21 protein-coding genes are annotated in these 23,596 nt (G+C 71.1%); 8 read left to right on the top strand and 13 right to left on the bottom strand.

All coding sequences use genetic code 11. The features are described 5' to 3' along the window. Positions 1-146: 146 nt before the first annotated feature. Both OG349_RS32535 and OG349_RS32530 read right to left on the bottom strand, forming a co-directional pair. Positions 147-668 carry a flavin reductase family protein gene (locus OG349_RS32535; RefSeq protein ID WP_327237998.1) on the bottom strand — a complete coding sequence of 174 codons (522 nt, stop codon included), beginning with the start codon at positions 666-668 and terminating at the stop codon, positions 147-149. A gap of 193 nt (positions 669-861) precedes the next feature. Then, positions 862-1,281 carry a TlpA family protein disulfide reductase gene (locus OG349_RS32530; protein ID WP_327237997.1) on the bottom strand — a complete coding sequence of 140 codons (420 nt, stop codon included), beginning with the start codon at positions 1,279-1,281 and terminating at the stop codon, positions 862-864. A gap of 75 nt (positions 1,282-1,356) precedes the next feature. On the opposite strand from OG349_RS32530, the gene OG349_RS32525 reads away from it, so the two are divergent. Together OG349_RS32525 and OG349_RS32520 are read left to right on the top strand one after the other, a co-directional pair. Beyond that, positions 1,357-1,773, top strand: coding sequence for a DUF4395 domain-containing protein (locus tag OG349_RS32525; protein ID WP_327237996.1), 417 nt, complete (start codon positions 1,357-1,359; stop codon positions 1,771-1,773). A 142-nt stretch (positions 1,774-1,915) separates the two neighbouring features. Then, positions 1,916-2,662, top strand: coding sequence for a lysophospholipid acyltransferase family protein (locus OG349_RS32520; protein ID WP_327237995.1), 747 nt, complete (start codon positions 1,916-1,918; stop codon positions 2,660-2,662). A 63-nt stretch (positions 2,663-2,725) separates the two neighbouring features. On the opposite strand, the gene OG349_RS32515 is transcribed toward OG349_RS32520, so the two are convergent. The 4 genes from OG349_RS32515 to OG349_RS32500 are packed head-to-tail and all read right to left on the bottom strand — an operon-like array spanning position 2,726 to position 6,689. Next, entirely contained in the window at positions 2,726-3,307 is a 582-nt protein-coding gene (locus tag OG349_RS32515; RefSeq protein WP_327237994.1) for a transglutaminase-like domain-containing protein, read from the bottom strand. A 60-nt stretch (positions 3,308-3,367) separates the two neighbouring features. Continuing rightward, positions 3,368-4,483, bottom strand: coding sequence for a threonine aldolase family protein (locus OG349_RS32510; protein WP_327237993.1), 1,116 nt, complete (start codon positions 4,481-4,483; stop codon positions 3,368-3,370). Further along, positions 4,462-5,247: an SDR family oxidoreductase gene (locus tag OG349_RS32505; RefSeq protein WP_327238814.1), complete on the bottom strand. Its 786-nt coding sequence runs from the start codon at positions 5,245-5,247 to the stop codon at positions 4,462-4,464. Before OG349_RS32505 ends, OG349_RS32510 begins: the two co-directional genes overlap by 22 nt. A gap of 44 nt (positions 5,248-5,291) precedes the next feature. Beyond that, entirely contained in the window at positions 5,292-6,689 is a 1,398-nt protein-coding gene (locus tag OG349_RS32500) for a DUF6421 family protein (RefSeq protein WP_327237992.1), read from the bottom strand. Between the two features lie 273 nt (positions 6,690-6,962). Between OG349_RS32500 and OG349_RS32495 the strand changes: the two genes are divergently transcribed. Beyond that, the gene (locus tag OG349_RS32495; protein ID WP_327238813.1) at positions 6,963-7,613 is read left to right on the top strand and encodes a glycerophosphodiester phosphodiesterase; all 651 of its coding nucleotides are present in this window, start codon (positions 6,963-6,965) and stop codon (positions 7,611-7,613) included. Between the two features lie 118 nt (positions 7,614-7,731). Continuing rightward, positions 7,732-9,462: a sulfatase gene (locus OG349_RS32490; RefSeq protein ID WP_327237991.1), complete on the top strand. Its 1,731-nt coding sequence runs from the start codon at positions 7,732-7,734 to the stop codon at positions 9,460-9,462. Positions 9,463-9,492: 30 nt separating this feature from the next. Here the strand turns inward: OG349_RS32490 and OG349_RS32485 are convergent, their stop codons facing one another. From OG349_RS32485 to OG349_RS32455, 7 genes are all read right to left on the bottom strand, one after another. Beyond that, positions 9,493-10,026, bottom strand: coding sequence for a GNAT family N-acetyltransferase (locus OG349_RS32485; RefSeq protein ID WP_327237990.1), 534 nt, complete (start codon positions 10,024-10,026; stop codon positions 9,493-9,495). Positions 10,027-10,120: 94 nt separating this feature from the next. Continuing rightward, positions 10,121-14,095: a discoidin domain-containing protein gene (locus OG349_RS32480; protein WP_327237989.1), complete on the bottom strand. Its 3,975-nt coding sequence runs from the start codon at positions 14,093-14,095 to the stop codon at positions 10,121-10,123. A 32-nt stretch (positions 14,096-14,127) separates the two neighbouring features. Beyond that, positions 14,128-15,234, bottom strand: coding sequence for a glycoside hydrolase family 99 protein (locus OG349_RS32475; RefSeq protein ID WP_327237988.1), 1,107 nt, complete (start codon positions 15,232-15,234; stop codon positions 14,128-14,130). Beyond that, complete coding sequence (locus OG349_RS32470) at positions 15,234-16,115, bottom strand: NAD-dependent epimerase/dehydratase family protein (protein ID WP_327237987.1); 882 nt, start codon at positions 16,113-16,115, stop codon at positions 15,234-15,236. Before OG349_RS32470 ends, OG349_RS32475 begins: the two co-directional genes overlap by 1 nt. After that, complete coding sequence (locus OG349_RS32465) at positions 16,115-16,993, bottom strand: carbohydrate ABC transporter permease (RefSeq protein ID WP_327237986.1); 879 nt, start codon at positions 16,991-16,993, stop codon at positions 16,115-16,117. The genes OG349_RS32470 and OG349_RS32465 overlap by 1 nt, the downstream gene beginning before the upstream one ends. Beyond that, on the bottom strand, positions 16,990-17,997 hold the full coding sequence (locus tag OG349_RS32460) for a carbohydrate ABC transporter permease (protein ID WP_327237985.1): 1,008 nt from the start codon (positions 17,995-17,997) through the stop codon (positions 16,990-16,992). Before OG349_RS32460 ends, OG349_RS32465 begins: the two co-directional genes overlap by 4 nt. Next, positions 17,994-19,385 carry an ABC transporter substrate-binding protein gene (locus OG349_RS32455; RefSeq protein WP_327237984.1) on the bottom strand — a complete coding sequence of 464 codons (1,392 nt, stop codon included), beginning with the start codon at positions 19,383-19,385 and terminating at the stop codon, positions 17,994-17,996. The genes OG349_RS32460 and OG349_RS32455 overlap by 4 nt, the downstream gene beginning before the upstream one ends. Positions 19,386-19,542: 157 nt before the next feature. Here OG349_RS32455 and OG349_RS32450 point away from each other — a divergent pair, with 157 nt between their 5' ends. The 4 genes from OG349_RS32450 to OG349_RS32435 all read left to right on the top strand — a co-directional run bounded on the left by OG349_RS32450 (position 19,543) and on the right by OG349_RS32435 (position 23,466). Then, on the top strand, positions 19,543-20,328 hold the full coding sequence (locus OG349_RS32450) for an IclR family transcriptional regulator (RefSeq protein ID WP_327237983.1): 786 nt from the start codon (positions 19,543-19,545) through the stop codon (positions 20,326-20,328). 116 nt (positions 20,329-20,444) lie between these two features. Continuing rightward, complete coding sequence (locus OG349_RS32445; RefSeq protein WP_327237982.1) at positions 20,445-21,731, top strand: enolase C-terminal domain-like protein; 1,287 nt, start codon at positions 20,445-20,447, stop codon at positions 21,729-21,731. Beyond that, the gene (locus OG349_RS32440; protein ID WP_327237981.1) at positions 21,728-22,396 is read left to right on the top strand and encodes a ThuA domain-containing protein; all 669 of its coding nucleotides are present in this window, start codon (positions 21,728-21,730) and stop codon (positions 22,394-22,396) included. Before OG349_RS32445 ends, OG349_RS32440 begins: the two co-directional genes overlap by 4 nt. Continuing rightward, positions 22,381-23,466: a Gfo/Idh/MocA family protein gene (locus tag OG349_RS32435; protein ID WP_327237980.1), complete on the top strand. Its 1,086-nt coding sequence runs from the start codon at positions 22,381-22,383 to the stop codon at positions 23,464-23,466. Before OG349_RS32440 ends, OG349_RS32435 begins: the two co-directional genes overlap by 16 nt. Positions 23,467-23,596 lie beyond the last annotated feature (130 nt).

Here is a 23,596-nt window from a genome sequence, read left to right as displayed (position 1 = left end):
GGACGGTTTCCGGTCCGGAGACCGGCGCACCGGAGTAAATATTACTCGCCAGTACATCCAGAGCCTGCCCGCTGAGCAAGCGCTTCGCACTGTGACCTTCCCGACGCACGCCGGAAGATGCCCGGGGACACGCCCCGGGAGAAGGCTCAGTCGCGCAGAGTGTTGAAGCGGCCCTGGTGGTGGACGAGCGGCCGGCCGGCGCCCGCCGGGTCGCCGACGACGGCCTGGGCCACCACGATGCGGTGGTCGCCGGCCGGGACGCGGGCCACGACACGGCAGACCAGCCAGGCCAGTACGCCGTCCAGCACGGGCACGCCCTCGGGTCCGGTACGCCACCCCGTGGGCGGCGCGAACCGGTCGGCGCCGCTGCGCGCGAACGTGGCGGCCAACTCCTCCTGGTGGTCGCCGAGTATGTGGACGCCGAGGTACTCGGTCTCGGCGATCACCGGCCAGCTGGACGACGAGGTGGCCACGCCGAACGACACCAACGGGGGTTCGGCGGCGACGGAGTTGAGCGAGGTGGCGGTGAAGCCGACGGGCCGGCCGCCGGGACCGTCGCCGCCGCGCGCGGTGATCACCGCGACCCCCGCCGCGTGCCGGCGGAAGACGGAGCGGAGGAGTTCGGGGGTGGCGGACCGGGGAGTGCTGAGCTCGGGCGTCGCCGTCATGCGTCGTCCTTCCGGGAGAAGAGGGGAACGGTTCCGTGGGTGCTCAGACACCCGGACAGCGCGCGCTCGCGTGACGGGCCAGGTCCACATCGGCCCGCCCGTACAACAGGAGTTCCCGGGGCACGACGTCAGGGTGCCGAGGGCGCGGGTCGCGGTCAAGGGCGCCCCCTCGGGGCGCGGTCAAGAGCGCACCTCACACGGCCTCGCCGAGCGCGGCGATCACGTCCGCCTTGCGCGGCTGACCTGCGGCCCTGCGGACGATACGGCCCCCGGCGTCCAGCACGAGGACGGTCGGGGTCCTGAGGATGCCCAGCTCCCGTACCAGCTCCAGCCGCTCCTCGGCGTCTATCTCGACGTGGGAGACCCCGTCGACCATCTCCGCGATCTCGGCGAGCGTGCGCCGGGTCGCCCGGCAGGGCGCGCAGAACGCGCTGGAGAACTGGACGAGTGTCGCCCGCTCCCCCAGCCCCACGCCCAGTTCGGCCTCGCCGAGCCGCTTCTCGCCGTCCCGCCCGCGCATCCTCAGCCTTCCGTCGCCGCGCCGGTGCCACAGCCCGAACACGCCCGCCACGGCGAGTACCGCCGCGCACACGATCAGTCCTGTCGTCGTCATCCTCAGCGGCAGCGTTCACACGACTGCAAAATATTCCGCGACCGCGCCGGTCCGCGGGCGGGAGATGCTGAGGGCATGGACCTTGACATCAGGGGCCCGCGCTTCGGGGCGGCCGTCACCACCGTCGTACTCGCCGTGGTCCTCGTCACGGGCAGCGGCGTTCTTCTCGCGTGGCAGACGCTCGCCTTCGCGGCGGGCGCGATCGGGGGCGTGCGGCGCTCTCCGTACGGCTGGCTGTTCCGTACGGTCGTCAGGCCGCGCCTGGGCCCCGCGGTGGAGTTCGAGTCCCCGGCGCCGCCGCGCTTCGCCCAGGCCGTCGGGCTGGTCTTCGCCGCGGTCGGCCTGGTCGGGTACTTCGCGGGCCCGGAGTGGCTCGGGGTCGCGGCCACGGCGTGCGCGCTGGCCGCCGCGTTCCTCAACGCCGCGTTCGGGTACTGCCTCGGCTGCGAGATGTACCTGCTGCTGCGCCGGACGACGGCGGCGGTGCGCTGACGTGACGAGAATCTCGCCCCGCGCGCAGACCAGGACTGGCCACGGCGCCCCGTATGGGGCACGATCGGCGCATTGCCGAAAACCTACGGCTGCGTAACTTCCGCCGGGAGAACCCTCCCCGGAACAGAAGGGTCCACCCCAGATGGCAGAGCTCGTCTATCGGCCGGTCATCGGCGCCGCCCGCACCATGTTCAAGGCGCTGGACCTGAAGATCGACACGCAGGGGTCGGAGAACATCCCGCGGACCGGCGGAGCCGTGCTCGTCAGCAATCACATCAGCTATCTGGACTTCATCTTCGCGGGCCTCACCACGCTCCCCCAGAAGCGCCTGGTGCGTTTCATGGCGAAGGAAGCGGTCTTCCGGCACCGGATCTCCGGTCCGCTGATGCGGGGCATGAAGCACATCCCGGTGGACCGCGAGCAGGGTGAGACGGCGTACACGCACGCGCTGGACTCGCTGCGCTCCGGGGAGATCATCGGGGTCTTCCCCGAGGCCACGATCTCCCCGTCCTTCACGCTCAAGAGCTTCAAGTCGGGCGCGGCCCGGCTCGCCCAGGAGGCCGGCGTCCCGCTGATCCCGATGGCGCTGTGGGGCACCCAGCGGCTGTGGACCAAGGGCAGGCCGCGCAACTTCCGGCGCAGCCACATCCCGGTGACGATGCGGGTGGGCGAGCCCATGGAGGCCCCGGCCGACCAGTACGCGGGCGCGATCACACGGCGGCTGCGGGACCGGGTGCAGGAGCTGCTGGAGGCGGCGCAGCGCGCCTATCCCGTACGTCCCAAGGACGCGAACGACACCTGGTGGGTGCCCGCGCACCTCGGGGGTACGGCCCCGACGGCGGCCGAGGTCCGGGAGGCCGAGACCGGCCGTCCCGCCACCAGCGCCTGACCGTTCCCCCTGCCCCTGGGAGCCCCCAGGAGTGACCCTGCGAGCCCGGGAGCCTGAACGGTCTCAGCACAGCGTGGTGGGCAGCGTCCTGACCAGGTGATCGAGGTCAGGAGCGGCCCGCAGCGCCCGCAGGACCGCCGGATGCGGGGCCTCGAACAGGACCGGGTGGTCCTTCTCGCCGAACTGCGGCTCGGGGGCGAAGGCCAACTGCTCGCCGTCCAGCGCGAAGTGGGCGTCCACCCCCGGCTTGTTGCCGCGCGCGTCCTGCCGGTCCCAGCGCTCGCGGCCCGGCAGCCGTATCGCGACCAGCCCGTGGACGACGTCGAACTCCTGGTAGCAGAGCGCGGTGGGGATCGACTCCGCCCGCAGCAGCGCGGCCAGGGCGTGGGACTTGGCGTAGCAGATGCCGGTGCGCTGCCCGATCACGTCGGAGGCGCGCCAGGTGACCCGCTGGTCCCCCGTGTCGCACGAGTGCGGTATCTCGTCGCGGACGAACTCATAGGCGGCTTTCGCGTATGCGTATGCACCGCCTTCCGTGGTACGGAGACGCGCCGCGGTCTCCCGTACCAACGGGTGGTCGTGATCGATGGCCTCATCGGCCGCCAGATAGGCGGAGAGATCAGGGTTGCGCTGGATCAGCTGCATACCCGTCACTCTAGGGAACGCAGGGCCAGCCATCCACTGAATATCCGGATTGCTACATAATTATGCGGCGAGTTCTTCCTTCAGGGCGTACAGGAAGCGGTCCACGTCGTCCTCGGTGGTGTCGAAGGAGCACATCCAGCGGACGTCCCCGGCCTGCTCGTCCCAGAAGTAGAAGCGGAAGCGCTTCTGGAGCCGTACACCCACGTCGTGCGGCAGCCGCGCGAAGACCGCGTTGGCCTGGACGGGGTACAGGATCTCGACACCGCCCAGCGCGCGCACGCCCTCCGCGAGCCGCCGCGCCATGGCGTTGCTGTGGCGGGCGCTGCGCAGCCAGAGGTCTCCCGCGAGCAGCGCCTCCAGCTGTACCGAGACGAACCGCATCTTGGACGACAGCTGCATGGACAGCTTGCGCAGCCGCTTCACGGCTCGTACGGCGTCGGGGTCGAGGACCACGACGGCCTCGCCGAAGAGCATGCCGTTCTTCGTCCCGCCGAAGGAGAGGACGTCCACGCCCGCGGCGTTGGTGAAGGTGCGCATCGGGACGTCCAGCGCGGCGGCGGCGTTGGCTATCCGCGCGCCGTCGAGGTGGACCTTCATGCCGAGACCGTGGGCGTGGGCGCAGAGGGCCCGGATCTCGTCGGGCGTGTAGAGCGTGCCCAGCTCGGTGCTCTGGGTGATCGACACGACCTGGGGCATGGCGCGGTGCTCGTCGTCGAAGCCGAAGGCCTGCCGGTCGACGAGGTCCGGCGTCAGCTTGCCGTCCGGGGTCGGTACGGTCAGCAGCTTGAGGCCGCCCATCCGCTCGGGGGCGCCGCCCTCGTCGGTGTTGATGTGGGCGGACTCGGCGCAGATGACCGCGCCCCAGCGCTCGGTCATCGCCTGGAGCGCCACGACGTTGGCGCCGGTGCCGTTGAAGACGGGGAACGCCTCCGCCGACGCGCCGAAGTGGCTGTGCATGACCTGCTGGAGGTGGCCGGTGTAGTCGTCCTCGCCGTAGGAGACCTGGTGGCCGCCGTTGGCGACGGCGAGGGCGGCGAGGATCTCCGGGTGCGCGCCGGCGTAGTTGTCGCTGGCGAAGCCCCGCACCTGGGGGTCGTGGTGCCGGCGGGCGTCCGTACCGCCGGCCGGCGCGAGGGATTCCGGCCGGCCTGACTTCACGACTCGGGGGTCAGCCACAGGCGCTTTCCGTTCACATCCTGGGCGGGCCTGTCCCAGACACCGGCGATGGCCTCGGCCAGGTCGGTGACGTCGGTGAAGCCCGCGAACTTCGCATTCGGGCGCTCGGCGCGCATGGCGTCGTGCACCAGTGCCTTGATGACCAGGATGGCAGCCGCCGAACGCGGCCCTTCGTCGCCCCCCGCCTTGCGGAAGGCGTCGGCCAGCGCCAGGGTCCACGCCTCGGCGGCGGCCTTGGAGGCGGCGTACGCGGCATTGCCCGCGGTGGGGTTCGACGCGCCGGCGGCGCTGATGAGCAGGTAGCGGCCGCGGTCGCTGCGCAGGAGTCCGTCGTGGAAGGCGAGGGAGGTGTGCTGGACGGTACGGATCAGCAGCTTCTCCAGCAGGTCCCAGTCGGCCAGGTCGGTCCCGGCGAAGGTGGCGCTGCCGCGCCAGCCGCCGACCAGGTGGACCAGGCCGTCGATCCGGCCGAACTCCTTCTCGGTCTTCTCGGCCCAGACGCGGGTGGCGTCGAGGTCGAGCAGGTCGACGGTGTCACCGGTGACCGTGGCTCCGCCGTGCGCGTACCGGGCGGCGTCGACCGCCTCGGCGAGGCGCGCGGGGTCCGCGTCCGAGCCCACCACGGTCGCGCCGGCCTCGGCCAGCCTCAGCAGGGCGGCGCGGCCCGCCGGGCCCGCGGCCCCGGCCACGGCGATCACGGCGCCGTCCAGCCTGCCGCTGCCCTCGATCCACCAGCTCGCGTTGGGGTCGCCGTTCTCGTCCATGACCGTCGTCCCGTCCATGACCGTCGCCTCCGGCTCGCGAGGGCTCACGCGGCCACTCGCTCGGTGCTCGTCGCGGTGATCCCCTTGGTGGAAGCGATCACGTTCTTCAATTTCTTGGACAGCGCCTCGTAGAACATGCTGAGGGGGAATTCGTCCGGCAGCACGTCGTCCACCAGTTTACGGGGCGGCTGGGTCAGGTCGAGGGCGTCGGGGCCCTTGGCCCAGCGGGACCCGGGGTGCGGGGCCAGGTAGGCGGAGACCAGGTCGTACGCGGCGAACCAGTGGACCAGCTTGGGGCGGTCGATGCCCGCCCGGTACAGGTCCTCGATCTCCGCGCAGAGCCGCTTGGTGACCTCGGGGGCGCGCTCCCAGTCGATGCGCAGGGTGTTGTCCGTCCAGCGCACCACGTCGTGCTGGTGGAGGTAGGCGAAGAGGAGTTGGCCGCCGAGTCCGTCGTAGTTGCGCTCACGCGCTCCCGTGACGGGGAAGCGGAACATCCGGTCGAAGAGGATCGCGTACTGCACGTCGCGGCCCTGCGGGACGCCGTCGGCCTCCAGCTGGACGGCCTCGCGGAACGCGGTGAGGTCGCAGCGCAGCTCTTCGAGGCCGTACATCCAGAACGGCTGGCGCTGCTTGATCATGAAGGGGTCGAAGGGCAGGTCGCCGTGGCTGTGGGTGCGGTCGTGGATCATGTCCCAGAGCACGAAGGCCTGCTGGCAGCGCTCCTGGTCGGCGACCATCTCGCGGATGTCGTCGGGCAGTTCGACACCGAGCACGCCGACGGCGGCCTCGGTGACCCGGCGGAAGCGGGCGGCCTCGCGGTCGCAGAAGATGCCGCCCCAGCTGAAGCGCTCGGGGGCCTCGCGCACGGCGATGGTCTCGGGGAAGAACACGGCCGAGTTCGTGTCGTACCCGGCGGTGAAGTCCTCGAAGGTGATGCCGCAGAACAGCGGGTTGTCGTAGCGCGTGCGCTCCAGCTCGGCCAGCCAGTCGGGCCAGACCATGCGCAGCACGACGGCCTCGAAGTTGCGGTCCGGGTTGCCGTTCTGGGTGTACATGGGGAAGACCGCCAGGTGCTGGAGGCCGTCCACGCGGTCGGCGGCGGGCCGGAAGGCGAGGAGCGAGTCCAGGAAGTCCGGTACGGCGAAGCCACCGGCGGTCCATTGACGCAGGTCCGCGACGAGGGCGGTGTGGTACGCGGCGTCGTGCGGCAGGAGCGGGGCGAGCTGCTCGACGGCGGCGATCACCCGGTCGACGGCGGCCCCGGCCACGGCACGCGTCGGCGCGCCCTCGGCGCCGAAGTCCACGGAGCCGTCCTTGGACTGCCAGGGGCGGATCTCCTCGACGGCGCTCTTGAGCTCCGGCCAGGCCGGGTGAGCGGTCACCGGGGCATCGCCGAATATGCGGCGCCCAGCGGGGTCCTGCTCAAGAATTTCCGTCATGTCACTTCCTCCACAGGAGAATCTTGCGTCAAGACAGCGTATATGTGCGAAGTTCTCCTATACAAGGCAACCAAGGGAAATTATCCTGCCCTACCCCCATGGTCGCCGCAGTTTTTCCTGCCCGCCACTGGCGCGGCACCGGCACGCCCCGCGGCCGGCCCCAGGACCACTAGGCTGCCGCCGTGCCGCGTGAGCACCGCGCGCCGCGCGGCGGCCGCCGTCGACGGGAGCGAGACGACCGTGAATTTCCAGATCATCGGCCACCGCGGGGTGATGGGGGTCGAGCCGGAGAACACCCTGCGCTCCTTCCTGCACGCCGAGCGGGCCGGCATGGACGCCCTCGAACTCGACCTGCACCTGAGCAAGGACGGCGCCCTGGTCGTCATGCACGACACGGACGTGGACCGTACGACCGACGGCACCGGCGCGATCGCCGAGCGGACCCTCGCCGAGCTGCGCGAGCTGGACGCCGGGGGCGGGGAGCGGATCCCCGTCTTCGAGGAGGTCCTGGACGCGGTGGGGTCCCCGCTCCAGGCGGAGATCAAGGACGCTGCGGCGGCGCGGGCGCTCGCCGGGGTGATGCGCCGGCGGGACCTGGCCGGGCGCGTCGAGGTGTCGTCGTTCCACGACGAGGCGGTCGCGGAGATCGCCGCGCTCGTACCGGGCGTACGGACCGTGCTGATCGCCAGCCGCTGGGGCGCGGACGTGGTCGACCGGGCGAAGGCGGTGGGCGCGGCCACGCTGGCCCTGAACATCCGCCGGCTCACGCTGGAGACCGTCGAGCGCGCGCACGCCGAGGGCATCCGGGTGATCGGCTGGGTGGTCAACACGCAGGAGCAGTTGCTCCTGGCGCGGGCGTTCCGACTGGCAGGTGTCACCACGGACTTCCCGGAGATCCGGCGCATCGGGCGTACCACCGCCTGAATCGGATCCGTGGTGATTGAACCGAAACCGCCGGCGGCCCGTACCCCTGACGGCGGCCCCCACTTCCGAACCGGGTCCGCCGCGCCCTCAGCGGGCCTCGCACGGAAGGATCCCCGGGTTGCCTCTCTTCACGCACTCCCGTCAGCGGCCGGACACCCCCACGACCACCACCGGTGACGGTCCGGCATCACCGGACGGCACCGGCGGCGGTGGTGGCGGCCGGTGGTTCCGGCACCCGGCCGTGGCGCGGGTCCTCACCGTCCTGTCCGCCCTCCTGGTGCTCACCGCCCTGCTGCTGCCCAACAATCTCGACCGCCTCACCCCCGGAGCGTTCGGCCGCATTCCGGTGGAAGGCGTCCTCGGAGCGGTCGTTCTGGTGGTCCTGCCACCGAGGCCGCGGCGGGTGGCGGCGGTTGTGTTCGGGCTCGGCCTCGGGCTGCTGACCCTCCTCAACTTCCTCGACATGGGCTTCTACTCGAACTTCGACCGGCCGTTCGACGTGCGGCTCGACTGGGTCCTGTTCGACGACGGCGAGGCGTTCGTCCGGGACTCGGTCGGCGGGGCCGCCGCGATCGGCGCCGTGGTCGGGGTGGTGGTCCTCGTGGTGGCCGTGCTCGTCCTGATGACACTGGCGGTCGTCCGGCTGAGCGGCCCGCTGGTACGGCACCGCGGCGTAACGTTCCGTACCACCGCCGTGCTCGGTACCGCCTGGATCGCCTGCGCGGCCCTCGGCGCGCAGATCGCCGGCGCGCCCGTCGCCGCCCGGAACGCCGCCGCCCTGGTCGACCATCACGCGCGGCTGGTCGGCGAGAGCTGGCGGGACCAGCGGGAGCTGTCCAGGGCCGCCGCCGTCGACGCCTTCGCCGACACCCCGCCCGACCAGTTGCTGACCGCGCTGCGCGGCAAGGACGTCATCTTCGCGTTCATCGAGAGCTACGGACGCAACGCGCTGGAGGAACCGCAGACGTCGTCGGAGGTCGGGGCGATGCTGACGAAGGGGACGGAGAAGCTGCGCGAGGCCGGGTTCTCCTCCCGCAGCGCCTTCCTCACCTCCCCGACGTACGGCGGCGGCAGCTGGCTCGCCCACTCCACCTTCAACACGGGTCTGTGGATCAAGAACCAACAGGGGTACGACTCCATCACCACCAGCGACCGGATGTCCCTCACCAGCGCCTTCAAGCGCACCGACGCCTGGCGGACGGTCGGCATCATGCCGGGGGTGACCCAGTCCTGGCCGGAGGGGAAGTTCTACGGCCTCGACCACGTCTACGACTCCGACCACCTCGGCTACCAGGGGCCCAAGTTCGGCTGGTCGCCCATCCCCGACCAGTACAGCCTGTCGGCCTTCGAGCGGCTGGAGCACGGCAAGAAAGACCGTGAGCCGCTGATGGCGGAGATCATCCTCGTCTCCAGCCACAACCCGTGGGCGCCGCTGCCGAAGACGATCGGCTGGAACCAGGTCGGGGACGGCTCGGTGTACGAGGGGATCAAGGCGGAGGGCAAGACCCGCGCCGAGGTGTGGAAGGACCCCAAGCAGGTGCGCGCCGAGTACGCGCACTCCGTCGAGTACTCGGTGAGCAACCTGGTCGACTACGTGGTCAAGTACGGCGACAAGAACACCGTGCTCGTCTTCCTCGGCGACCACCAGCCCGTCCCGACGGTCACCCACAACGCCTTCGGGCGTGACGTGCCGATCGCGCTGGTCGCCCACGACCCGAAGGTGCTCGACCGGATCTCCGGCTGGGGCTGGCAGGACGGGATCGAGCCGGGGCCCGACGCGCCCGTGTGGCGGATGGACCAGTTCCGCGACCGGTTCCTGACCGCGTACGGCTCGACGCCGACCCCCTGAGAGTCCTGCGGGCGCTGTGAGCGCGTGTGCTCAGCCGAGCGTCTTGACCAGCAGCTCGAACTCCAGGTCGTCCCGCTGCGGGATGCCGAAGCGGTCGTCGCCGTACGGGAACGGTGTCATCTTTCCCGTACGGCGGTAGCCGCGCCGCTCGTACCAGGCGATGAGTTCCTCGCGCACCGAGATGACCGTCATCTGCATCTCGGTCACCCCCCAGGCCTCCTGGGCGACCCGCTCGGCGTCGGACATGACCTGCTTGCCGAGGCCGCCGCCCTGGGCGGTGGGCCGGACGGCGAACATCCCGAAGTAGGCGACCTCGCCCCGGTGTTCGAGCTGGCAGCAGGCGACCGTCTCGCCGTCCCGCTCGAAGACCAGCAGCCGTCCCGCGGTCGACTCGATCACCGCGAGCACCCCCTGCGGGTCCGTGCGCTGCCCGTGGAGGATGTCCGCCTCGGTGGTCCACCCGGCCCGGCTGCTGTCACCCCGGTACGCCGACTCTATGAGGGCGACGAGGCTCTCGGTGTCGGACGCCGTGGCGTCCCGGTGGGTGAGAGGTGCGGTTTCCATGGGCACGTGCTCCGTATCTGTGCTGCGGGTCGAACGTCCGCACCCTAACCCGGCCGTTCCCCGCCCCGTCAGGGGCGGGGAACGGCCGGTCCGCTCACTCCCCGGCCACCGGCGCGAAGTGCGCGGTCACCGCGAGGTCACCGGTCACGTCGAGGGTGACCTCGGCGCCGCCGGGGACCTCCTCGCCGTTCACGGTCCAGCGGACGAACCGCTGTCCGGCCGCCGGCACCGCCGTGGCGGTCACCTGACTGCCCTTCTCGTAGCGGCCCGGCTCGGACTCGTTGCCCCCGAGCCGTACGGTCCCCGCCCCGGCGGGCTCGGCGGTCGCGCCCACCGTCTGCTGGACCATGTTGATGGCCATGACGTTGTAGAGCTTCGCCTTTCCGCTGCTGGTGGCGCCGTTGTAGCGCATGACGTTGACCGCGGTGACATCCCCGCCGTCCGCCTTCACCGTGAATCCGTCGGCGCCGAGGTTGTCGGTGCCCAGGTTGAAGGCCCGTACGTCACCGGACGTGACGACCAGACCGTGGTGGAAGCCGTACGCGAAGGCGTTGAACACCGTCAGCCGGGTGGCCCCGTCGACCGTCACGATCTGCGCCTGCAACCGCATCGGATCGTCGATGACCTGCGCGAAGATGTTGCTCTCCAGCACCCAGTTCGGCAGCGCGTACCCGACGCGCCCGACGGCGTTGCCGTTGTTCAGCACGCCTTCGATCCGGCCCCGGTCGCTCTTCCCCACGCTGATCGCCCGGTTGAAGACCGCGCCCGCCAGCTTGCGCACGGTGAAGCGGTCGTTGCGGTGGGCGGCCATGTCGATGCCGTTCCACGCGTTGGGCAGACCGAGGTCGATCGCGTACGTGCCGGTCCCGGCGCCGCGCACGGCGTACGGGTACGGCACGGGGCTGCCGTCCTCGCCGGGCCCGGTCTCGGCGGGGTTGTTCTCCGGGTACAGGACGCGCAGCCCGCGCACGCCCGCGTTCTTCCCGCCGAGCGTGACCAGGGCGATGGCGGTGTCGGGGCTCGGGGTGTTCCTGCCCTCGTACGCCATCAGGACCGTGCCGCCGCTCGCACCGTTCAGATCGCGGTTCGGTACGGCGGAGGCCCCGCGCAGCTCGACCCCGGCGGGGACCCGGAGGTGGCTGTCGATCCGGTACCACCCGGCGGGCAGGTAGACCGTGCCGCCACCGTCCCGTCCTGCCCGGTCCAGGGCCCGCTGGATCCGGGGGGTGGCGTCGCGCGTGGGCGGGATCCCGTGCCCTGCGGGCGCGGCGAAGGGAGCCTTCGTCACGTCGTACAGGGCCGCGCGGGCGGGTTTGGGGAGCGCCGTCTGTTCGTAGCGCGGGACGGCGCCCGCCAGCTGGTGGACGATGCCGGAGACCTCACCGGTCACGTCGGTGTCCGTCAGCTTCACATAGGCCTGGGCCTTGTTGCGTACGGCCGCCTCGCTGCCCTCCAGGGTGCTCGCCGCGAACGACAGCCCCCAGCGGGAGTCGAAGCTCTCCGCCTCCACGGCGACGTCCGTACGGCGGATGTCGGCCTGGAGGAAGGTGCCGGTGAAGGAGGCCCGCTGGCCCGGCACGATGTGGATGCCGGTCCGGTAGTCGGCCGCCTTGATCCGGTAGAACTGGTCCCACTCCAGGTCACCGAGGACGAAGCCGGTGCCGTGGGCGCGGGTCCAGGTGTCGAGCACGGCACGCTTCGGCGGGTGGTACGCGGCCGGTGCCTTCGCCCAGTAGCCGTTGTCGAGGGTGATGTTCTCCCACGTGCCGACGTCGGCGCCGTTGTAGGCGCGGAAGCCCTCGGAGAGGACCGTGCCCTTGATGTTCCGCAGGGTGGTCGACTCGTGGACCTGCCCGGCGCTCGGCGCGAGGCCCTGGTCGTTGGGCATCGTGCTGACACCCACACCCCGGTACGAGTTGAGCATGGTCACGTCGGCGACGGTGGCCATCATGTAGTTCTCGTTGCCGATCCACGCGTCGCCGGGGATCTCGAAGGTGGAGTTGTACGGCACGGGGTCGGCCGCGTTCTGCCGGGGGTAGTAGGTGGTGATGCCCATGACCCCGGCGCTGCCGCCGATCCGGAAGAGGACGGGACCGTCGGCGCCGGGCGGGAAGTCCGCCGACACGACCGTGCCGTAACTCCCCCTGCCCACATCGGGATCGCGCCGGTCGCCGCGCAGGGTGCAGAAGGAGTGGACCTCGACGGACGTGGTGACGCGGTACGTTCCGGACGGCAGCCAGACCGTGCCACCGCCCGCGTCGTAGCAGTCGTACAGCGCCTGCTGGATCGCCTTGGTGGAGTCCTTGACACCCTTGGGGTCGGCGCCGTAGTCGCGGGCGTCGAAGTCGGCGACGACCGGCGACTCGACGGGGTGGACGGTCTTGACGAGACGGGGTTCGGGGCGGACCGTACGCTGCCGCCGGACCTCCACCTCTCCGACCGTGACGCTCTTCGAACCGGCGGAGTAGCCGGTCACGTTCAGCCGGATGTAACGGGCCGTCAGCGGCTCGAAGGCGGTGCGGATCGTCTTGCCGCCGATGGCCCCGTTGTGGCCCACGGTAGTGAAGTCCTTGCCGTCCCGCGAGACTTGTACGGTGTAGTCGGGCGAGAAGGCCGAACCCCAGGCGATTTTGACCTCGTTGACCGTGAGGGCCTTGCCGAGGTCGGCCTGGAGCCACGCGCCCGCGCCGTCCTCGCCGCTCGTCCAGCCGTTGCCCGCGTCGCCGTCGGTCACCGCCTGCGGCGAACCCGCCGAGGTACTGCTCGCGGTGACCTTCGCCGTACGGGCGAGGTTGGTGGTCAGTGCCGAGCCGCGGAAGGTACGCAGCGCGGTGTCGAGGGTCAGCAGTGCGGCCTTGAGCTGCGCCTCGGTGGTGTCCTGGCCGTCGGCGGTCCGCTGGGCGGCGGTGATCGCGGCGGCGAGGGTGTTCTTGGCGCCGGCCGGGAACTGGCCGTCCCTGGTGCCCTCGCGGGCGGCCGTGTGGACGCGCCGTGCCTCGGAGATGAGGAGTTCCAGGCCCTCGGTGGGCTTGAGTTCGGCCGGGATGACGGTGATCCGGACGGCGGCGACCTTGAGTTCCGCGGCCGAATCGGCGGTGTGGACGCGGAAGTCGGAGCCGTTGGAGCGGTTGGTCATCAGGGCGTCGTCGAGCGTGAAGGTATGGGTCTTCCAGGTCTTGGTGTCGCCGTAGGTGAAGACCTCGGAGGACTTGAACATGTCGGGGATGGTGTCGCCCGGTGAGTCGTAGTGCAGGGCGATGCCGCCGCTGCCCTCGTCGAAGTAGTCGACGCTGACGAGGACGGTGTCGGTGGTGTTGTAGAGGAACGTGTCGGCGACGTTCATGTAGAAGAAGTTGAGGCCGGGGGCAGGCGCGGCGCGGTTCGTCCGCCAGTAGCCGCGGCCGTCCTGCTCGCCGGTGACGAGCCCGGTGGAGGCGTCACCGGCGCGCGGGCTGACGCCGTCGGACCGTACGGCGGTGCCCAGCGCCACGGACGCGCCGGGGGTGCCGACACGGACGGCGGCGACGGTGATGTCCCGGGCACTGTCCCCCTCCGACCCGCTGAGCCGCAGCGGACCGGCCTTGGCGTCGGCGGTGGTGATGTCGAAGGTGCTGGTCCGCCAGGCGCCGGTGCCGGTGAAGGCCGCGCGGGCGGGTGTGCCGCCGCCGGCCGGGCGCAGTTCCAGGGCGCCCGTGCCGGTGTCGCGGTAGGTGACGCTGAAGACGGCCGTCGGGGAGGTGAGCCGCGCGAGGTAGTCGGCGGCCAGGGCGAAGTCCAGGTGGCCGGTGCCGGCCGCGTGGTCGGTCTGCCAGTAGGTCCTGCCGTCCGCCTCGCCGGTGACCAGGCCCGCCGGGTCGTCGCCCGCCGTGGGGGTGACACCGAGGGTCTTGGGGGTGGGTCCGAGGTCGGCACCGACACCGTGCGGGTACATGTCGGGGCCTGCGGCGCGGGGTGCGGCGGTCGCGGCGGTGGGCGCGATCAGCGCGATGATCAGGAGCAGTAACAGCGGGAGTGTCCGGGGAGATCTGCGCCGGACGGCTCTGTTGCGGGCGGCTCTCTGACGGAACATGACGACCTCCGGGGTCAGGGGCGTGCGCGGCGTCAGGCGGGGCGTTGGGCCACGTACTGCTGGACCCAGTACTGGGTCCGGTCGATGTACGCCGTCTCGGCGGCGGCCCCGGTCTTTCCGTACGCCCCGTTGTACGTCTGGTACGGGAGGACGGACGGCGGGGTGGCGCTGGCGGGCTCGATCTGGCTGCCCTCGTGCCACTCGTTGAACGAGGTGATGCTGACCCAGGTCGGCGGCCTGCCGGTGGCGCCGCTGGTCAGGGTGTGCTGCCAGACCCGGTCGTACGTCGTGCCGTTCGCGCGCCCGACGGTCGGCGTGGTGTTGCCGGGCACGGCGCGGTCGTCGATGTACCCGGGGCCGAAGGACGGCGACCAGACCAGGCCGTTCGCGGTGCAGAAGCGGTCGACGCCGCTCCAGTTGGGCAGCGAGGCGGCGGCGATGCCGTCGTACGTGTACATCCCGCCGAAGTGGGCGGCCTTGGACGTGTCGGTGGTCTGGGTGAGCACGATGCCGAGGCTCTTGACCGCCTCGATCGCCGTCCAGTCGGGGATGTTGAGGCTCTGGAAGACGTAGAAGGCGTTGCGGTTGCCGTGGGCGGCGTCCCGGTAGTACGCGGGGTGGCCGCCGTAGGTGTTGACGAGGTAGCGGACGTCGTCCGCGACGGAGGCGGCGGTGCGGCCCCCGTACGGTTCGATGTGCCAGGCGACCTTGAGCCCGGCCGCCGCGGCGGCGTCCAGGACGACCCGGGACAGCGACTCCTCGTAACTGCCGCGCCCCCACCAGCTGGTGACGAGCACTCCGGTGCCGGCGGCGCGCATCCACCGCATGTGCTGGTCGACGGCTCCGGCGCGGTCCCCGGAGTCGTACGCGCCGAGCTTCGGGTAGAAGTCGGAGGACACGGCGTTCGGCGGGGTGAGGTTGCCCTGCTGCCAGTGGCGCCAGGAGCCGTGGACCTTCGGGGAGCCGTACCACGGGTAGTAGAAGATGTGGACGTTGGTGCTGAGCGCGGCGGCGGCGGCCGTCACGGACCCGGCGGCCCCGGCGGTGGGGACGCCGAGGACGGTGGCTCCGGCCGCGGCGGCGCCGGCGAGAAAGGTCCTGCGGGTGGGCGAAAGCCTGCGACGTGGGGTGGCAGACATCAGGTATCTCCTCTGGGGATGGTCTCTTCGGTGGGGGAGGAAGGACCGGCGCGCCAGCCGAACCGGGGGACGTACCCCAGCAGCCGGGCGCAGGCCGTGCTGTCGAACAGCGAGGTGTGCTCGTCCAGTTCGGCGAGGACAGGTACACCGGGGTGGTACTCCTGCATCAGCGCCGCCGTCGTCAGTGGGGATGACGTGTCGGGTGCGGCGACGTTGAGAATGTGGCAGCCGCGCAGCTCGGCGTGGAGCGCGCGGCGGATCGCGGCGGCCGCGTCCCGGGTGTCCAGCCAGCCCCAGAGGTCCATCCGGTGGGCGGCCGGGTCCTCCCGTACGGCGGCGAGCTGGCGGGTGAGGCGTTCGCCGGTGCCGGTGAAGGGGAAGCGCATGCAGACGATGTCGGTGCCGTGGCGCCGGTGGGTGGCGCGGGCCGTCTCCTCCAGCACGATCTTCGAGAGGCCGTACGGGTCCTGGACGAGGACGGGGTGTTCCTCGTCGAGCGGCACGTAGCGGGGTGACTGCGGCACCGGGGACCAGGCGAGGCCGACGGCGGAGAGGCTGGAGGCGGCCACCACCCGGCGGATCCCGGCGCGGCCGGCCTCGTCCAGCACGCGGTGCGCGGTGAGGCAGTTGGTGGCGAACAGGGCGCCGTCGTCGTCGCTGTTGGGGTGCGGGATCGCACCCAGGTGGACCACCGCCTCGGCGCCGTCCATGGCCTTGCGCACCAGGTCGCGGTCCTGGAGGTCGCCGGTGTGGACGGACGCGACGCGGGGGTCCTCGACGGGGACGAGGTCGACGGCGGTGATCTCGTTCCCCCGGATCAGGAGCTCGTCCAGCACGTACTGCCCGATGTGGCCGGCGGCTCCGGTGACCAGGACACGCATCAGCCCTTCACCGCCCCGACCAGTCCGTTGACGAAGTACCGCTGGAGGCTGAGGAAGAGGATGATCACCGGGATGACCACGATGAGGGCACCGGCCATCAGGTTGTTGTAGTGCGGCACGTTCTCCGCCGAGAGTGTCTGGAGCCCGAGGGGCAGGGTGTACGTGGACGGGTCGTTCAGCGAGACCCGGGTGAGCAGGAACTCGTTCCAGGTCGGGATCGCCGTCAGCAGTCCGACGGTGATCAACGCCGGTCTGGCCAGGGGCAGATAGACGCTGGTGAAGATGCGCAGCTCGCTCGCGCCGTCGACCCGCGCGGAGTCGCGCAGTTCCAGCGGGACGGCCAGGAAGGCGCCGGTCATCAGCAGGATCGACAGCGGGGCGCCGCCGTTGACGAACGGCAGCACCAGCCCGAAGTGGGTGCCGAGGATGCCCATCTTGTTCTCCAGCAGCACGATCGGCAGCATCACCGTGATGCCGGGCACGAACAGCAGGGAGACGAAGAGCTTCTGGAGCAGGCCCCGGCCGGGGAAGCGCAGGACGGCGAAGGCGTAGCCGGCCGCCGCGTAGACCACCAGGGTCAGCACCACGGTGTAGAGCGTGACCAGCAGGCTGTTCAGGAAGAAGTCGAAGAAGTGCAGTTCGTTCCAGGTGTCGACGAGCGTGTCGAACGTCGGGTTCTGCGGGATGAGGTGGCCGCCGCGTACGACCTCGATCTGGTCCTTGAAGGCCGCGGACACCATCCACAGGAACGGGTAGACGCTGACGAGGCCGTAGAGCGCCAGCAGGACGCCGACCACCACGCGGGCGATCCGCCTGCGGGTCCGGGCCCGGCTGTCGTCGGCGGCGCCCGGCCGGGCCTTGACGGATATCGATGTCATGTCTTGCTCCGCAGCGCTCGCAGGTTGATCAGGGCGAGGACCAGGGCGGCGGCGAACAGGATCCAGCCGAGCGCGCTGGCGAGCCCCAGGGTGGGCGCGAGGTTCTTGAGGAACGCGAGGCGGTACGCCTCCAGGCCCAGCACGTTGGTGTGGTCCCCCGGGCCGCCGTTCGTCATCACCAGGAAGGTCTGGAAGCCCTGGAGGGACTCCCGCAGGTTCAGCAGCATGACGATGGCCGTGATCGGCCGTACGAGCGGCCAGATGACGGAGGCGTTGGTGCGCCACCAGCCGGCGCCGTCCAGTTCCGCGGCCTCCAGCACGCTGCGGTCGATGCCCTGGAGCCCGGTCAGGTAGAGGAGCATCGCGACCGGCACATGGCCCCACACGGTGACCGCGATCATGGTCGGCATGGCGGTGGACGGGTTGCCGAGCCAGCCCTGCGGCTGGCTGAGGGAGCCCAGGCCGACGCTGTCCAGCAGGTAGTTGATCGCGCCGTCCGGCTGGAGGATGTACTGCCAGGCGAAGAAGACCGCGACACCACTGGTGACGTACGGCAGGAAGTACACCGAGCGCAGCACGGACTGGAGCCGCCTGACCCGGTTGAGCAGGACGGCCAGCGGAAAGGACACCGCGACGGTCAGGGCGGGCGAGGCGATCATCACCCAGAGGGTGTTGAGGGCCGCGTGCCGCACGCGGGGCGCGTAGACGGGGCTGCGCCAGAGCAGGTCGGCGTAGTTGTCGAGGCCGACCCAGGTCCAGTCCGGGGTGAAGCCGTTCCAGGTGGCGAAGCTGAGCGCGAAGCCGTACCCCACGGTGTACAGGCCCATGACGCAGAAGAGGATCACGGCGGGGCCGACGAACAGGTACCCGGTGAGGGTCTCGTACGAGCGCGGGCGCCGGCTCTTCGCGGTCCCGCCCGTGCCGGGGGCGCCGGCGGGGGGCCGGGGGCTCTCGCCGCCGGTCCCCGCCGTCCCCGGCACGGTCTGTCGGGGAGCTGTGGTCACTGCCGCGCCGCCGCCCAGTAGGAGGCGTTGAGCTCACGGAGCTTCCGGGCCGTCGTCTCCACGGACTGCTGCTTGAGCGGGGTCAGGTCGGCGAGGATCGCGCCGGCGTCGTCCTGCTCGTAGCCCGGCGCGCGGAACTCGTTGCCGCGGCTGGGGTCGTACGTGGTGCGGGGGGTGCCCTTGAAGCTGTCGACCAGGGCGGAGAGGGTGGGGCCGAGGACCGTGGCGGCGTCGGCGCCGAGCTCGGTGGCCGGTACGTCGGAGGCGTCCTTCGCGAACTGGGCGGCGACCTTCTGCTGGGAGAGGAACTCCATCCACTTCTTGGCGTTGTCGGGCTGCCCGCTCGTCGCGGTGAGGCTGAGGCCGGTGAGCGCGAGCGGGCCGAGCGCGCGGTGCGGGATGGCGCCGTTCTTCGGGGAGGGCAGGCCGAAGGCGAACACGTCGTCCGGCTTCATGCCGTTCTGCTGGAGGAAGGCGAGGGTGAAGGTGCCGCCGACGTCGAAGGCCGCCTTGCCCTGGGCGAAGGCCTGGTCGGCCTGGTCGATGGTGAGGGTCTGCGAGCCCGGCATCCAGTACGGGGTCAACTCGTTGTACATGCGGAGGACCTTGAGGCCGTTGGGCGAGGCGAAGTCGGCGTTCTTGTTCTCGCCGAACAGGCTCTCGTAGCCGGTCTGGCCCAACTGGCTGAACGCGAGCGGCTGGAGGACCCAGTTCAGTCCGGTGGACTGGACCTTGAGGCCGAGGGCGAGGCCGCCGGTGGCGGGGTTCTTGGCCTTGGTCACGCTGAGCGCGTCGAGGAAGCCCTCCCAGTCGTCGGGAGCCTTGTTGATGCCCACGTCGGCCAGGATCTTCTTGTTGGCGTAGACGATGCCGAAGGTGCCGACGGTGAGGGGGACGCTGAAGCGCTGGCCCTCCTTGATGCCGTGGTCCTTGGCGGTGGCCGGCTGCGAGTCCTTGAAACGCTGCGCGGTGACCAGTCCCGATTGCTGCACGGACTGCTGGACGCGCCCGGCCCAGTCGCCCTTGAAGTCGCCGCTGAGGTCGGAGAGGATCCCGGCCGCCCCGAGCACGCGGTCCTCGCCGTCGGAGTGCACTTCGAGCACGTCCGGCAGGTCCCCGGTCTTCGCCGCGCTCTGCACCTTGGTGGTGTACGCGTCGTCGGGGGTGTAGGCCTCGACCTTGACGGTGATGCCCGTCTGCTTCTTGAACTCGGCGGCCGCGGTGCGCAGGGCGCCGACGTGGGACTGCTTGAAGGTCCACATCTCCAGTGAGTTCGCGTCACTGCCGGAACCGGAGGAGCCGCTACAGGCGGACAGGCCTGTGAGTGAGAGGGCGGTGGCCGCGGCGACCACCGCGAGCCGGACATTCCGCGTGAAAGGTATGCGCATGGCCCCTACCTAAGGATCAACCGTTCAGAAGGCCGAATGGCGTTGGAGTGACTGAATTTATGGTCGTAGTGATATAGCGTCAAGACGCACGTCGAGATTCGTGCTGACCGGATCGCCGAGGGGCGCCGGTGCGGGAAGCGGAGGTTCCGTGGAATCGGTGGCAGCAGCAGCGCGCGGGCGCAGGCCCGAAGAGGTCAAGTCCGCCGCTCGGGTGCTTGAGGTGCTCGAACTACTCGGCGCGGAGGGCGCCCGGCTCTCGCTGGCCGAGATGGCCGGGGCGATGGCCGTGCCCAAGAGCAGCCTGCACGCGATCCTGCGCACGATGGAGGCACGCCACTGGGTGGATCTGGACGCGTCGGGGACCCGCTACAGCCTGGGCCTCAAGGCCCTGCTGACGGGGACCGCCTATCTGGAGGGCGACGACGTGGCGAGCCTCGCGGGGCCGGTGCTCGACGCCCTCGCGGAGGAGACGGGAGAGTCCGTACACCTGGGCAGGCTGGACGGGACGGACGTCGTCTACCTGGCCAAACGCGAGTCGCGGCACGCGCTGCGGATGTATTCGGCGGTGGGGCGCCGGCTGCCGGCGCACGCCACGGCGCTGGGCAAGGCGATGCTCTCCCAGTACGAGGCGTCGGAGGTGCAGATGCGGCTGAACTGGCCGCTGGAGCGGCTGACCCCGGACACCGTCACCGACCCGGACGAGCTGCTGGGGCAGCTGGCGGAGGCCCGGCTGCGGGGGTGGGCGATGGACGACGGCGAGAACTCGCCGGACATCCGGTGCGTGGCGGTGGCGCTCGGCACCGCCCAGGGCGGCGGCGACGCGATCAGCTGCTCGGCGCCGAAGAGCCGGATGGACGACGCCCGCGCGGAGGAGGTGGCCAGGGCCGTGACGGAGGCCGCGCACTCGCTGCGGACCCTCCTCAAACGGCTCGGTCAGCACTGAAGACGTGCCCTACGCCATTTGGTAGAGTCGTTGACAAATAGATTGACAAACGAATCCAGGGCTCCGTACGTTCGGATGGCGGTACACCATCCTGCTATCTGTACGCTGGAGTTCGCATGGCTCAGCCTGATGCCCGCTCCGAGGTCCTCGCTCCCGCTCCCTGGGTCGAGGAACGCGGCGCCAAGATCCGCATCACGGCCGTACGTACGTTCCTGACGGCCCCGCACGGCTGTCCCCACCTCATCGTCCGCGTCGAGACCAACGAACCGGGGCTGTACGGCCTGGGCTGTGCGAGCGACCCGCAGCGCACCCTCGCCGTGCGATCCGTCCTCGACGACTATCTGGCCCCGATGCTCACCGGACGCGACCCCGACGACATCGACGACATCCACCGCCTGCTGCTCAACAGCGCCTACTGGCGCGGCGGTTCCCTCACCGGGAACGCGCTGGGCGGCATCGACGTCGCCCTCTGGGACCTCAAGGCCAAACGGCTCGGGGCCCCGCTGTACTCGCTGTTCGGCGGCCGGGTGCGGGCGTTCGCCGAGGCCTACACCCATGTGGACGGCGCCGACGCCGCCGAGATCGCGGACCTGGTCACGGCCGCCCGCGAACGCGGCTACCGCCATGTCCGGATCCAGGCGGCGGTCCCCGGCTCCGACACGTACGGCACGAAGGCGGGCGGCGCCGCCGACACCCGGGCGCTGCGCACCCGTTCGGTGCCGTGGGACTCCGCCGCGTACGTACGGACCGTGCCCGGCGTCCTCACCGGGGTGCGGGAGCGTGTCGGGGACGGGGTGGAGCTGCTGCACGACGTGCACGAGCGGCTCGACCCCCGCCAGGCCCGGGACTTCCTGCGCCGCGTCGAGGACGCGGGGCTGTACTTCGTGGAGGATCTGCTGGCCCCGGAGGACGCGTCCCACTTCGCGGGACTGCGCGCCAACTCGTCCGTGCCTCTCGCCGTGGGTGAACTGTTCAGCGACGTCGGGCAGTTCCTGCCGCTGCTGGAGGGGCCCGCCATCGACTTCGCCCGGATCCGCGTCCCCACGCTCGGCGGACTCACCCCGGCCAGGAAGCTGGCGGCCTACTGCGAGCTGCGGGGCGTACGGCTCGCTCCGCACGGCCCCGCCGACGTGAGCCCGGTGGCCCAGGCCGCCACCCTGGCACTGGACATCAGCAGCCATGCCTTCGGCGTCCAGGAGGCGGCGGTCTTCAAGCCACCCGTCCACGAGGTGTTCCCGGGCACGATCACGGCCCGGGACGGCGGCCTCGTACCGTACGAGACACCCGGTCACGGCGTCGACTTCGACGAGGCCGCCGCGCGCCGGTACCCGGTGCCCGAGCCCCTGGAGCACGACCGCTGGGCCCTGCTGCGCAACACCGACGGGAGCGTGCAACGACCGTGACACACCAGGCATCCGAGGCCAGGAGGGCCCTGGTGGTCCGGGGCGGCTGGGAAGGGCACGACCCCGTGACGATCACGGATCTCTTCCTGCCCTTCCTGCGGGAGCGCGGGTTCGACGTCAGGGTCGCCGACTCCCTGGACGTCTACGCGGACTCCGAACTCCTCGCCGCCACCGACCTGGTGGTGCAGTGCTGGACGATGGGCGACCTGACGCGCGAGCAGAGCGCGGGGCTGGCCACGGCCGTCCGCGCCGGGACGGGGCTGGCGGGCTGGCACGGCGGGATCGTGGACTCCTTCCGCGGCGACGTCGGCTACACCCTGCTGACGGGAGGTCAGTTCCTCATGCACCCGCCCGGGTTCTCCGACCACACCGTCACCCTCGCCAAGGACCGCCCGGACCATCCGGTCATCGCCGGACTCGGCGACTTCCGGGTCCACACGGAGAAGTACTGGCTTGCCACCGACCCGGACATCGACGTCCTGGCGACCACCGTCTTCGAAGCGGCGGAGGACCGGCCGCGCGCCGTCACCATGCCCGCCGTCTGGACCAGGACCGCGGGCGCCGGGCGGGTGTTCGTCTCCACCATCGGCCACAAGGCGGACGACTTCGACGTACCGGAAGTACGCACACTCACCGAGAGGGGTCTGCTGTGGGCGAGCCGCTGAGGATCGGCATGGTCGGCGCGGGCAAGATCAGCGGCGCCTATCTGGACACCCTGGAGCGGCTGGAGAACGTCCGGCTCACCGCCGTGACCGACCTCGACGCGAGCCGCGCCAAGGCCGTGGCCGCGCGGGTGCCGGGCGTGGAGGTGGCGGGTTCGGTCGCGGAGCTGGTCGTACGGTCCGACGTGGACGCGGTCCTGAACCTGACCGTCCCCGCCGTGCACGCCGAGGTGGCGCGGGTCGCGCTCGCCGTCGGCAAGCACGTGTACGGCGAGAAGCCGCTCACCGCCACCCGCGAGGAGGCCGGCGCGCTACTGGCCTCGGCGGCGGCCGACGGGCTGCGGATCGGCTGCGCGCCGGACACCGTCCTCGGCACGGGCGTCCAGACCTCGCGCAAGGCGGTGGACGACGGGCTGATCGGCCGGCCGGTCGCCGCGACCGCCTTCATGACCACGGCGGGGCACGAACGGTGGCATCCCGACCCGGAGTTCTACTACCGCCCCGGCGGCGGCCCGCTGCTCGACATGGGGCCGTACTACCTCACCGCGCTCGTCCACCTGCTCGGTCCTGTCGTACGGGTCACCGGCGCGGCGTCCCGGCCGCGCGCCGAGCGGGAGATCGGGAGCGGGCCCCGGGCGGGCGAGCGGTTCGCCGTGGAGGTGGACACCCATGTCACCGGGATTCTGGAACACGCGGGCGGCGCGCTCACCACACTCGTCATGAGCTTCGACATCCACGCCGCGCGGCTGCCGCGCATCGAGGTGCACGGCACGGAGGGCTCCCTGTCCGTCCCCGACCCCAACGGTTTCGACGGACCCGTCGGCCTGCATCCCGCGAACGGCGCGTGGCAGACGCTCCCGGTGTCGGCGGGCCGGGTCGGAGCGGGGCGCGGGGAGGGGCTGTCCGACCTGGCCGACGCGATCGCGACGGGCCGGCCGCACCGGGCGTCGGCCGAGGTGGCCCGCCATGTCCTGGACGTGATGCTGACACTGCTCGACTCCGCGCGGGCGGGCGCCTCGCTCCCGGTGGAATCGACCTGTACGCGGCCCGATCCCGTGGCGCTGCGCCCGTAGCCGGAGCGCGTATTCCCGTTCATGGTGAGGCCATTCGTCAGGCCAATTAATTTCCGTCCACTTCACTTATCGGAAAATTATTTACCTGACACACCCTCTCGCAGCCCCCTGTTCACCAGTACCGCGAAGG

The sequence above is a fragment of the Streptomyces sp. NBC_01317 genome (assembly GCF_035961655.1).
GTDB lineage: Bacteria > Actinomycetota > Actinomycetes > Streptomycetales > Streptomycetaceae > Streptomyces.
The sequence above is the reverse complement of the archived record's forward strand: the minus strand, read 5'-3'. Positions and strand labels throughout refer to the sequence as shown.

Coding starts and splice junctions, on each gene's coding strand:
- OG349_RS32520 (WP_327237995.1), top strand. CDS start 1,916: ATGGCAGAGCTCGTCTATCGGCCGGTCATCGGCGCCGCCCGCACCATG.
- OG349_RS32515 (WP_327237994.1), bottom strand. CDS start 3,307: ATGCAGCTGATCCAGCGCAACCCTGATCTCTCCGCCTATCTGGCGGCC.
- OG349_RS32445 (WP_327237982.1), top strand. CDS start 20,445: ATGGCTCAGCCTGATGCCCGCTCCGAGGTCCTCGCTCCCGCTCCCTGG.
- OG349_RS32525 (WP_327237996.1), top strand. CDS start 1,357: ATGGACCTTGACATCAGGGGCCCGCGCTTCGGGGCGGCCGTCACCACC.
- OG349_RS32535 (WP_327237998.1), bottom strand. CDS start 668: ATGACGGCGACGCCCGAGCTCAGCACTCCCCGGTCCGCCACCCCCGAA.
- OG349_RS32495 (WP_327238813.1), top strand. CDS start 6,963: ATGGGGGTCGAGCCGGAGAACACCCTGCGCTCCTTCCTGCACGCCGAG.
- OG349_RS32485 (WP_327237990.1), bottom strand. CDS start 10,026: ATGGAAACCGCACCTCTCACCCACCGGGACGCCACGGCGTCCGACACC.
- OG349_RS32530 (WP_327237997.1), bottom strand. CDS start 1,281: ATGACGACGACAGGACTGATCGTGTGCGCGGCGGTACTCGCCGTGGCG.
- OG349_RS32470 (WP_327237987.1), bottom strand. CDS start 16,115: ATGCGTGTCCTGGTCACCGGAGCCGCCGGCCACATCGGGCAGTACGTG.
- OG349_RS32505 (WP_327238814.1), bottom strand. CDS start 5,247: ATGGACGAGAACGGCGACCCCAACGCGAGCTGGTGGATCGAGGGCAGC.
- OG349_RS32455 (WP_327237984.1), bottom strand. CDS start 19,385: ATGCGCATACCTTTCACGCGGAATGTCCGGCTCGCGGTGGTCGCCGCG.
- OG349_RS32475 (WP_327237988.1), bottom strand. CDS start 15,234: ATGTCTGCCACCCCACGTCGCAGGCTTTCGCCCACCCGCAGGACCTTT.
- OG349_RS32465 (WP_327237986.1), bottom strand. CDS start 16,993: ATGACATCGATATCCGTCAAGGCCCGGCCGGGCGCCGCCGACGACAGC.
- OG349_RS32500 (WP_327237992.1), bottom strand. CDS start 6,689: ATGACGGAAATTCTTGAGCAGGACCCCGCTGGGCGCCGCATATTCGGC.
- OG349_RS32480 (WP_327237989.1), bottom strand. CDS start 14,095: ATGTTCCGTCAGAGAGCCGCCCGCAACAGAGCCGTCCGGCGCAGATCT.